We start from the raw sequence: 8899 nt of genomic DNA, 5'->3' as shown, positions 1-8899 counted from the left end.
GGGACCATGTGGTGGGGAGTGGCCGCGGCGCTGATGGCGAACACCCTGTACAGCCTCGGTTTCGTCCTGGAGAAACGGGCGCTCACCGCCCTGCCGGAGGTGACGATCCGGCAACCCGCGCGGCTGCTGCGACTGGTGCTCGGCAGCCCGCTGTGGATCGGGGGTTCCGTGGCCCTCGCCGCCGGGTTCGCCGCCCAGCTCGTGGTCTACCGCACCCTGCCGATCGCCGCCGCGCAGGGCATCTTCGTCTCCGGCCTCGTGCTGCTCGTGCTGCTGTCCGCGCGGCTGCTGGGCGAGCAGACCAGCGGACGGGAGCGGTACGCGCTCGGCGCGATCCTCGCCGCGCTGCTGATGGTCGTGCTGTCGCTGCGGGAAGGGCCCGACGGCGGGGAGACGGTCGGGCAGGCCGCCCCGTACCCGCTGATCCTGCTGGTGTGCGTGCCGTCGCTGGCGGCGGGCGTGTGGCTGTACGGCTCCGCCGAGCGCAGGGCCCGGCACCGGCACCGGCTGCCGACGACCGGCGTCGAGTACGGCGTGGCCGTAGGGCTGCTGTACGGGGTCAGCTCCCTCGCGATCAAGGGGGTGTCGAGCCATCTGACGACCAGCGGGGTGGGCGGCGCGGTGCTCGGGCTGCTGCGTTCGCCGTACCCGTATCTCCTGCTCTTCACCGGCGCGTTCGGGCTGGTGATGTCGCAGGCGGCGCTGCAACGCTGCCGGGCCTCGCTGATCGTGCCGGTGTGCACGACGGTGACGTGCGTGTACACGGCCGTGCTCGGCACGCTGTCGTTCGGCGAGGCACTGCCCGAGGACCCGCTGCGGCTGGCGCTGCGGGTGGCGGGTACGGCGCTCGCCCTGACCGTGCTGATGTCGATGCCCCGGCACGACCCGCAGCCCGCACCATCCTCGCAACCCTCCATCGGTGCCAAGGAGTTGACACCACCATGAAACCCGACGACCCGCTCCTGCGGATCCTGGCCTGCCCGCTCGACAAGGGGCCGCTGCACCTCGTCGTGCCGGACGCCCCGGCCGACGAGGGCGCCGAGGACGCGGCCGAGGCGCTGTACAACCCGCGCCTGCACCGCCGTTACCCGATCATCGACGGCATTCCGCAGTTGCTGCCGGCCTCCGGACAGCAGGTCTCCGACGACGAACACGAGGAACTCCTCAAACGGATGGCCCCATGACCAGGACGATGGCGGCGCGCCTGGCCCCGTTCCTGCCGGTGAGGCTGGTCGCGGCGACCGCCCGGGCCGTCTATCCGCGCTTCGAACCGGAGCTGGCCCGGCTCGCCGACCTGTGCCCGCCCGACTGCGGCACGGCGGTCGACGTCGGCGGCTGGTACGGCCCCTGGACGCACCGGCTGCGCAGACGCGCACGGCAGGTGGTGACCGTGGAACCGGTCCCCCATCTGGCGCGGCTCCTCGCTGCGGGGACCCCGCCGAACGTGCGCGTGATCCAGGCCGCCGCCTCCGACCGCCCCGGCACGGCCCGCCTGTGGCTGCCGCCGGGCGACTCCGGCGACCGGGGTGTGTCGTCGCTGGTCCGCCGGGACATCCACGCCCGCGCCCTGCACGTCCCGTGCGTCGCCCTCGACGACCTCGGCCTCAAGGACGTCGGCTTCATCAAGGTCGACGTGGACGGCAACGAGCTGAAGGTGCTGCGCGGCGCGACGGGCATCCTGGCCCGCGACCGCCCTGCGCTCTTCGTGGAGCTGGAGTCCCGCATCCAGCCGATCGCCCCGGTGGTGACATACCTGTCCCTGCTGCGCTACGACGGCTGGGTACTGCCCGGCAGCTCCTGGGTGCCGCTGGCGTCCTTCCCGCTGGAGGCACACCAGGCGCAGGCGTCGTACGTCGCCTCCCAGGGACTGCTCCGCCGGGTCCTGCCGTTCCGGGGCCCGCGCTACGTCAACTCCGTCCTCTTCCTCCCGGACGGCCGCCGGCCCGCCCGGCCGGTGCGCGACCATGGATCGCATGCCCTCCGCAAAGCCGCCCGCTAGCCCCTTCACCCCGCTCGACTTCCAGTTGGTGCTGCTGCGCCGCATGGCCGACCACAATCCGGACCTGGTGGAGGACGCCCGCCGTGAACTGGGCGTCTCCCTCGCCGAGATGCGCGAGGCGAACAAGCGGTGGCAGGCGATGGTCCGGTCCCCCCGGGCGCGCGCCGCCGCCTCCCGGTACCGGTCGGTGCTGGGCGCGCCCGAGTCGGTCGTCACCCGCAAGGTGGGCGACCTGGAGTGCGAGGCATGGCTGTGGCCGCTGCCGCTCTGGCCCGGGCTGCGCTTCGAGGTGCTGCTCGCCCCGAACGGCGCGGTGTGGAACGAGTGGCTGGTCCGCGCCCCCGGCGCCCAGCCCCCGCCCCTGCACACCCTCGCCGATCTCGCTCCCTGGTCCTGCACGGTCGACGAGGCGTCCCGCGCCTTCGCCCCCGCCCGTCCGCTGGAGGGCACGGCCCCCACGCGATGGGGCCTGGCGTTCACGGCGCCGGACGAGGGGGGTGTGCGGCACGAAGTGGTGGCCGAGTTCACCTGGGGGTTGTTGCAGCGGGTCGCGGTCCGCTAGTCAGGGCGGTCAGAACCCGGGCGCCGCGCCGGAGACGATGTCGCGCACCTCAGCGCGCAGACGTGCCGCCTCCTGCGACCGGCCGAGCGCGTCGAGACGGATCGACAGGGTGTTGACGCTGCGAGCCAGGGCCCGCCGGTACTTGTCCGGTTCGGCGGCGAACAGCTCGCGGTAGAGCGCGACCGCCTGGCGGGCCGAGTCGAGCGCTCTCGGTCTGCCCTCGCCGAGCTGGTCCAGGGCCCCGGACCACATCTCCAGGGCGTCCGCCAGGTCGGCGCGGTGCAGGCCCCTCTGCTCGGCCTCCAGCTCGCGGTAATGGCTCACCGCGTCGGACGCCGCCGACACGGCCTCGGCGGACCGGCCGAGGGCGCAGAGCCAGAGGGAGAGGTTGCGCTGGGTACGGGCGAGGGGTTGACGCAGGTCGACGGCGCCCCCGGCGACGAGTTCCCGGTAGATCGAGACGGCTTCGCGGGCAGGGGCCATCGCGCGGTTGACGTGCCCCAGGTCCGCGAGGCTGACGGCGAGGCAGTTGAGGCTCTCCGCGTACTTGGAGCGGTGGGCCTCGGGTCGCCGCGCGGCCAGTTCCCGGCGCATGCTCACGCACTCGGTCATCGTGGCGTGCGCCGTGTCCACGTGCCCGAGCAGACGCTCCCAGTACCAGCGCACGTGCAGGCTCCGGGCCAGGTCGGCGCGGGCCCGCGGGTCGGCCTCGGCCTGGGCCCGCCGGATGGCCTCCGCCCGGACCGCGGCCGTCAGGGCGTGCTGCGGCCGGCCGACCTCGCCGTAGCGGTTGGCGAGGCTGCTGAGGCAGACGGCCAGCGCCGAGCGGTGCGTGTCCGGATCGTCGGCGGTGAGCCGGCCGAACAGGTCGGCGGCCTCGACGCCCGCGTCCAGGGCGGCGTCGTGCAGACCGGCACCCCGCAGGACGAGGGACCACAGGTGCAGGCTCTCGGCCAACCGGGGTCGCTGGTCCGGCCGGGTTTCGGCCAGCCGGCGGCGCAGGGCGACCGCCTCCTCGGCGAACGGCCGCGCCTCCGCCCAGCGGTAGGCGTCGGCGAGCCGGCCGGCGAGGCCGTACAGCGCGGAACCCAGCGCCGGCAGCGCGCTGTCGGGCCACTGCCCGGCGAGCGGCCGGAGCAGGTCGATCGCCTGCTGGTGCGCGGCGACCGCGTCGGACCTGCGCCCCGCCGCCGAGAATCGTTCCGCCAGGTCGTCCAGGGCGACGGCGGCCTCGACGCCCCGGTCCGGGCCGAGCAGCAGCATGTTGGACACGGCGCGGTCCCGGATCTGCGGCGAGGTGGCGCTGTCCCTGATCACCTCGCCGAGAAACGCGGCGGCCTCCTGTGCGTAGGCCTCCCCGAAGTCGGCGGGGTTCAGGTCGTCCGGGAAGTCCCGCAGGGCGTAACGGGGGTTGGGCAGCAGCTCGCGCGGCACGCCCGTGGCGAAGTTCCGCGGTGTCGACGGATAGTCACCCGGCCAGTCCACGGCGACGGCCCGCATGAGTTCACCGCCGGTGATGAACCGGTCCCGGGGCGACCAGCCCCAGCCCTGGGGTCCGGCGTCCGGACCGTGCCGCAGCAGCCGTACCAGCCAGGAGCCGAAGAGCCTGTCCCATCCGGTGCCGTGGGGCACGAGGACGGAGATCTGGCCCGTCCAGCTCGCCGTTCTCAGCGTCCTGGCCAGCGGCCCGTAGCCCCAGTTCTGGCCGCTGCCCGGCGGCCGAACGCTGTCGAGCAGTACGAGTACCTGGTCGGCGCCCGACTCGTTCGCGAGGAGGCAGAGGTCCTCGCCGGTCAGGAAGGTGTCCGGTCGCTGGGGATCGCTGTCGCGCAAGGCGATCTGCGGGCCGCCCCTGCCCTGTACCGCGTACCCGCGGACGTACACCACCAGCGGCCCGTCGTGCCGCTGCGCCGACAGCCGTGTCAGCCGCTCGGTGACGGCCGCGAGGGACGGGTCGGCGAGGAACTCCTTGGCGTAGGTGTCGCCGAACGCGGCACCCACCTCGCGGCACAGGTCGGGCGACTGGTTCAGCGGCGGCAGCCGTTCGTCGTCGTACCGGGCCACCGAGATCCCGAGGAATCTCCCGGCCGGTCTCACCTCGCGCACCGGTACGGTCCGCTCCGGCAGCTCGTACACATGGCCGCGGGCGCAGCGCAGCAGGACCGGTCCGGGACCGACGTGGACGCGGATCTGCCAGGCCCCCGGCACGGACAGGTCCTCGTCCCGTGTGCGCGAGCCGCCGGCCAGCAGGGTCAGCACGCGCGGAGCCGTGTCGGGCACCGGGAGGGCGTAGGTACCCGGTGGCACGCCTGCGGCGGCCTCGGGGTCGACCGTCCGCCCGTCGATCTCCAGCTCGTCGCCGTCCCTGCGTACGGTGATCAGGATGTCGTCGAGGACGCGGGCGAGGTCGCCGAGCTGCCGGGCGGGCAGCGGGGCCCGTTCGACGCCGAACGGGAAGCGCCGGGCGCGGAACCGGGGGCGGGCGGCCTGGGCGAGCTGCCAGCCCATGGGCGAGTCCTGGACCGCCGGCGGCAGCCGGTCCCAGGCCGAGGCAAGCCACTGTCCGACGCCGTCGCGGTTCTGCTGGGTGATCGCCTTGAACGCCGGGGCCAGGGCATCGTCGATCTCACGGTGCCGTCCGGACACGGCGAGCCAGGTGACCTGTTCCTCCAGCAGGAGGGCCGGGGACAGGTCGGCGTGTACGCGCTGGACGATGCGCCACAGGGAGTGGACCGGGGCGTCCGGGTGCTGCCGTTGCTGCCGCAGCCATCGCTCCAGACGCACCTGGAGCCGGCGGCGCTCGCCGGTGTCGAAGACGAGACCCGTGGGCCCCTGGGCGCGGACGAGTCCGCTGAACCACAGCTCGGACTCGGTCTCCACGCCGAACCGCGGGAACAGTTCCAACCGCACCGCCCGGATCAGTTCGGGCTCCACACGCACCGCCACGCTGAGCGCGGTCGCCAGCTTCTCGACCGCGTCGAGGGCCTGCCGGTCGCGTGTCACGGTCACCGCCGGCGTCCCACCAGCGCGGCCACCGTGCTCACCGTCGTGGTCCGGTCCCAGGTGAGGGCGGACAGCAGCGGGGTCAGTTCCGCGGGCACCCGGGTGACCGGGTAGGGCACCAGCGCCAGGGCCGTGCAGCCGGCCCGGACGATCTCGTGGCACACCTGGTACCACTCGGCGACCGAGGCGCGCCGCGGATGCAGCATGGGCCCGCCGACGCCGAGGTCGGAGACGAGCAGCACGCGGGTTCCGGGACTGGGTGGCCGGTAGGGCTGCCAGGTGCGCGGGGAGGCCGGGCCCGTGCCCCGGTTCGGCGCGTCGGCGAAGTAGCGGATCTGGGTGAGTTCGGCGCCGACCAGACCGGTGATCCGGCGGGCGAGTTCATGCTGGTCACGCCGGTACGGCTGCATGCCGTCGCCCTGGTCGACCAGGACCTGCACGCCGAAGCGGAGAGTGGGGCGGGGCGCCCGGGGCAGCCGGGTGAGGGGGATGCCCCGGGCGAAGGCCTCGACGAGGGCGTCGATGTCCGGTTCGCCGTCGTCGCGGACCAGGGTGGTCAGGGCGGCGTTGAGGATCGCGGTGGAGGAGCGCTCGGTGAGCAGCGGCTCCAGCGGCGGCCGGGCGGTGAGGTGACGGTCGGTCACCTGGTCGAGGGAGGAGACGGCGGCCCAGTCGGTGAGGTCGGGGGCCTCGTGCGCGACGGGCTCCAGTACGGGCGGACCGCCTGTGCGGGTCCGTCCCTCGTACCGCCTGGGCTCGATGTCCGATGGCGGTGGGCCGGGCGGGACGGTGGTGTCACCGGGGAAGCGCGGGGGCGGGGAGGGCGGCGGGTCCGCGGCCGGCGGAGGGTGCGCGGGCGCGCCGCCCGCCGGGACCGGCCGGAGTGCGGGCGACGGTGCCTGCGGTCGGAAGCCGAGCATCCGGGCGGCCCGGTCCTGCCGGGCGGGATCGTCGCCCGCGGCGTGCAGGGCCCTGGCCAGGTCGGCCAGCCAGATCTGGGGGACGTGTGCGCTCACGCCACGTTGTCCTGCTTCAGCAGGGCCATCCGGCGCAGTGTCCGCCAGCGTTCGTCGCTGTCCTCGACCCGGATGCCCAGTTGCCGGCAGGCATGGAAGGCGTCCAGGAACTCGGCGGTGCTGGGCTTGCGGTGCGCCCTGCGCTCGGCGTCCTCGCGCAGTTGCCGCACCACCTCCGCCAGTTCCTGCGCGAGCAGCCGGTCGGCATCCGTGAAGGGGCCGTCGTAGGCGTCCACATGGGTGCGGGCGACCTCGACCAGCTCCTCGGGTTCGGGGTGTTCGAGCTTGACGACCAGACAGCGGCGCAGGAACGCCTCGGGCAGCTCGCGCTGCTCGTTGGTGGTGATCACCACGAGCGCCTTGGCGTCGTCCTCGGGCTCGATGTCCCGGCTGGTCTGGGAGAGGGTGAAGCGGCGTGAACCGAGCGGGACGAGCAGCCCGTTGGGCAGTTCGGGGTCCGCCTTGTCGATCTCGTCGATCAGTACGACGGACTGCGCGCACAGGTCGGCGGTGTCCTTGCGGACCGGACGCCGGCCGCGGGGCCGGGGCAGGCGGTGGGCGCGGGCGCGCAACGCGTGGTCGCGGGCGGAGCGCGGCGCGAACGCCTTCCACAGCACACCGGGTTCCACGTACGCGTCGATGGGCTTGAGCCGCTGGGCCTGGGCGTCGGCCAGCCGCAGCACATGGTCGAAGGACCACAGCAGGTCCGGTGCCTGGGTGCGGGAGGTCACCACGTGCTCGTGGTAGGCCCAGCCGTTCAGCCACGCCACGTGCGCGGCGAACGACGACTTGCCCGAGCCCGGGTCGCCGCGCAGCAGCAGCGGCCGTCCGGTGGCCCGGGCGATGTCGACGGCCAGGTCGAGGTCGCCGCGTACGACGTATGCCCGCCCGTCGGGGCGGTCAGGGGCGTTGCGCGCGGTCGGTTGCGGCGGGATCGGCTCACTGATCACGACGCCTGCCCCTTTCCGCGGCCTGAGTGCGAGGCGCGGATGCCGGCCAGCGCCCGGTCGGTGCGCTCCGCCTGCCGCTCGGCACGGGGTTGCAGCGGGATGTGCAGGGTGCGGGCGGGCTGCGGGCCCAGGTCCACGGGGTCGGACTCGTCGGTGAGGACGACGATGTTGAGCCAGTCGAATCGCCCGGTCAGGCGGTGCACCAGTTGGCCGACGGCGCCGAGTTCGCAGCCGGCGGGGTCGATGACGAGGAAGAGCACATGGCCCTCCAAGGGCGGGTCGTTCTCGTCGTCCGACCACAGGAGGGCCCGCACCGCCGCCAGACAGGCCTCCATGTGCTCCGCGTCCTGTGCCTCGCCCGCCACGAGGGAGACGGCCTCGGCCCGGTAGCGGCCGCAGGAGTACGAGGCGCGGGCGATGTGCTGCCTGGCCGTGTCGGCCCGGCGCCCGGCCAGGGTGGCGACCACCTGGCCGTCCCCGGGAAGCAGGAGCTGTACGGCGACCGGGTCGATCCAGGTGGGCAGCAGCAGGCTGATGAGCCCGTCGAGCCGGTCCAGCGCGAGGAGGAACTCGACCTCGCTCACCGCCGACGGCAGCTTGGTGGTGGGCACCGGTTCCAGGCAGTGGTGTGCGATGTGGCGGCGTTCCTCCGCCGCGGTGGGAAACCGCCAGTCCCCCTCGGAGCCGAGTGCGTGGGCCATGGCCCGCAGCCTGAACCGGTCGGTCACCTCGTGCAGACAGTGCTCGATCTTGGTGGTCATGGAGCGCTTCGCCGGGGTGTCCGCGCGCCCGCCCAGGTCACCCAGGCGTTCGACGATCCGTGAGACCAGACCCGCCCCCTCCGTGTCCTCCTGGAGGATGCACTGCAGATCGGCGAGCCGGGACATCTCCGAGTGCCGCAGCTCCCGCGCGGTGAGCCCCTTCAGCAGCACGGGAACTATGGTCAGGGGCGACCCCACCGACCGCCGGAACCAGAGGACCTCGACCTCGCGCCTGAGCCAGGTCGACGCCAGCCCGTCCCGGTTCACCAGGACGACGGCCGCGTCACAGTCCGAGAGCCATTCGTAGAGGTCGGACCGCCATTCCGTGCCGGCCGGCAGGTCGTCGTCCACGCGGACCTCCCAGCCGAAGTCCGGCAGCCTTTTTCTGAGTTCCGCCCGCACCGAATCGGCGTTCGCCTGGTCCTCTTCGGTCTTCGCCGAGCTGTGACTGATGAAGGTGATCGCCATCGACCACTGACCGTCCTGCCGCACGTGCCCAATAGGGACTCAAGCCGTCCCTGTAGGACGGAGAGGTTGACAGGTGATAGGGACATAGGTCAACTCGGCTCTATGTCGACGAATTGACGGTCCGTAAATACGGCATTCAC

The 8899-nt window shown here is 73.4% G+C and carries 8 protein-coding genes; 4 read left to right on the top strand and 4 right to left on the bottom strand.

What is annotated here, in order from left to right; genetic code table 11:
* Window positions 1-18 precede the first annotated feature (18 nt).
* Genes ACZ69Q_RS18665 through ACZ69Q_RS18650 form a run of 4 tightly spaced genes read left to right on the top strand, consistent with a single transcriptional unit; the run spans window position 19 to window position 2561 of the window.
* Complete coding sequence (locus ACZ69Q_RS18665) at window positions 19-945, top strand: hypothetical protein (protein ID WP_471043705.1); 927 nt, start codon at window positions 19-21, stop codon at window positions 943-945.
* Window positions 942-1184 (top strand): Trm112 family protein, encoded by a 243-nt coding sequence (locus ACZ69Q_RS18660; protein WP_471042893.1) that lies wholly within the window; start codon window positions 942-944, stop codon window positions 1182-1184. Before ACZ69Q_RS18665 ends, ACZ69Q_RS18660 begins: the two co-directional genes overlap by 4 nt.
* Entirely contained in the window at window positions 1181-1999 is an 819-nt protein-coding gene (locus tag ACZ69Q_RS18655; protein WP_471042890.1) for an FkbM family methyltransferase, read from the top strand. Before ACZ69Q_RS18660 ends, ACZ69Q_RS18655 begins: the two co-directional genes overlap by 4 nt.
* Window positions 1965-2561 carry a hypothetical protein gene (locus ACZ69Q_RS18650; RefSeq protein WP_471042889.1) on the top strand — a complete coding sequence of 199 codons (597 nt, stop codon included), beginning with the start codon at window positions 1965-1967 and terminating at the stop codon, window positions 2559-2561. Before ACZ69Q_RS18655 ends, ACZ69Q_RS18650 begins: the two co-directional genes overlap by 35 nt.
* A gap of 9 nt (window positions 2562-2570) precedes the next feature.
* On the opposite strand, the gene ACZ69Q_RS18645 is transcribed toward ACZ69Q_RS18650, so the two are convergent.
* Genes ACZ69Q_RS18645 through ACZ69Q_RS18630 form a run of 4 tightly spaced genes read right to left on the bottom strand, consistent with a single transcriptional unit; the run spans window position 2571 to window position 8759 of the window.
* Window positions 2571-5570 (bottom strand): tetratricopeptide repeat protein, encoded by a 3000-nt coding sequence (locus tag ACZ69Q_RS18645; protein ID WP_471042886.1) that lies wholly within the window; start codon window positions 5568-5570, stop codon window positions 2571-2573.
* Window positions 5567-6580 carry a hypothetical protein gene (locus ACZ69Q_RS18640; protein ID WP_471042884.1) on the bottom strand — a complete coding sequence of 338 codons (1014 nt, stop codon included), beginning with the start codon at window positions 6578-6580 and terminating at the stop codon, window positions 5567-5569. The genes ACZ69Q_RS18645 and ACZ69Q_RS18640 overlap by 4 nt, the downstream gene beginning before the upstream one ends.
* The gene (locus ACZ69Q_RS18635; RefSeq protein ID WP_471042881.1) at window positions 6577-7530 is read right to left on the bottom strand and encodes an AAA family ATPase; all 954 of its coding nucleotides are present in this window, start codon (window positions 7528-7530) and stop codon (window positions 6577-6579) included. The genes ACZ69Q_RS18640 and ACZ69Q_RS18635 overlap by 4 nt, the downstream gene beginning before the upstream one ends.
* Window positions 7527-8759: a toll/interleukin-1 receptor domain-containing protein gene (locus tag ACZ69Q_RS18630; RefSeq protein WP_471042878.1), complete on the bottom strand. Its 1233-nt coding sequence runs from the start codon at window positions 8757-8759 to the stop codon at window positions 7527-7529. Before ACZ69Q_RS18630 ends, ACZ69Q_RS18635 begins: the two co-directional genes overlap by 4 nt.
* Window positions 8760-8899: the final 140 nt, after the last annotated feature.

The sequence above is a fragment of the Streptomyces sp. NPDC036764 genome (assembly GCF_055609385.1).
Note: the sequence above shows the minus strand (reverse complement) of the source record. Positions and strands in the feature narration are given on the sequence as shown.

Bases quoted from the DNA above. Each gene is read 5' to 3' on its own strand.
- ACZ69Q_RS18660 (WP_471042893.1), top strand. From the start codon at position 942: ATGAAACCCGACGACCCGCTCCTGCGGATCCTGGCCTGCCCGCTCGAC.
- ACZ69Q_RS18655 (WP_471042890.1), top strand. From the start codon at position 1,181: ATGACCAGGACGATGGCGGCGCGCCTGGCCCCGTTCCTGCCGGTGAGG.
- ACZ69Q_RS18650 (WP_471042889.1), top strand. From the start codon at position 1,965: ATGGATCGCATGCCCTCCGCAAAGCCGCCCGCTAGCCCCTTCACCCCG.
- ACZ69Q_RS18630 (WP_471042878.1), bottom strand. From the start codon at position 8,759: ATGGCGATCACCTTCATCAGTCACAGCTCGGCGAAGACCGAAGAGGAC.